Genomic DNA, 966 nt, shown 5'->3' with positions numbered 1-966 from the left:
GTAGGTGAGGGCGGCGATGAGGCAGCCGGCCAGGATCACCGGCTTGCGGCCGATGCGGTCGGACAGCGAGCCGAAGAACACGAAGCCGCCGGTGCCGATGATCAGCGACCATGCGATCAGCACGTTGGCCGTGAACAGGTCGACCTTCAGGATGCTCTGCAGGAAGAACAGGGCGTAGAACTGGCCCGTGTACCAGACGACGGCCTGGCCGGCGGTGAGGCCGAACAGGGCCAGCAGCGCGATGCGGGCGTTCTTCCACTGGCCGAAAGCCTCCGACAGCGGCGCCTTGGAGCCCGTGCCCTCTTCCTTCATCTTCTTGAAGGCCGGCCTCTCTTCCATCTGCAGCCGGATCCAGACGGAGATGCCGAGCAGGAAGATCGAGGCGAGGAAGGGAATGCGCCAGCCCCATTCGGCGAAGTCCTTCTCGCCCATGTTGACGCGAATGCCGAGAATGATGATCAGCGAGAGCAGCAGGCCGAGCGTGGCCGTGGTCTGGATCCATGACGTGTAGAAGCCGCGCTTGTCGTCGGGCGCATGTTCGGCGACATAGGTCGCCGCGCCGCCATATTCGCCGCCCAGCGCGAGACCCTGCAGCATGCGCAATGCAATCAGGATGACCGGCGCCGCAATGCCCCAGGTAGCGGAGCCGGGCAGCAGGCCGACCAGGAAGGTCGACAGGCCCATGATCAGGATGGTGACGAGGAAGGTGTATTTGCGCCCGACGAGGTCGCCGATCCGGCCGAACAACAGCGCGCCGAACGGACGCACCAGGAAGCCCGCGGCGTAGGTGGCGAAGGCGGAGAGCAGGGCCGCCGTATCGTTTCCGGGCGGAAAGAACAGCGCCGCGAAGAACGGCGCGAGCACCGCATAGAGATAGAAATCGTACCACTCGAAGATCGTGCCGGCCGAAGAAGCCAGGATGACGCGCTTTTCCTCGCGCTACATCGGCCGCTTGCGATCGGCGAC

General features: G+C 64.9%; 1 protein-coding gene. It reads right to left on the bottom strand.

What is annotated here, in order from left to right; genetic code table 11:
• On the bottom strand, nucleotides 1-918 hold a 918-nt coding region (locus ACEYW6_RS36360), incomplete at its 3' end, for an MFS transporter (RefSeq protein WP_412983631.1).
• Between the last annotated feature and the right edge of the window lie 48 nt (nucleotides 919-966).

The sequence above is a fragment of the Nostoc sp. UIC 10607 genome (genome assembly GCF_047228265.1).
Classification (GTDB): domain Bacteria; phylum Cyanobacteriota; class Cyanobacteriia; order Cyanobacteriales; family Nostocaceae; genus Nostoc; species Nostoc foliaceum_A.
This window is presented reverse-complemented; position numbering and strand designations above follow the sequence as displayed.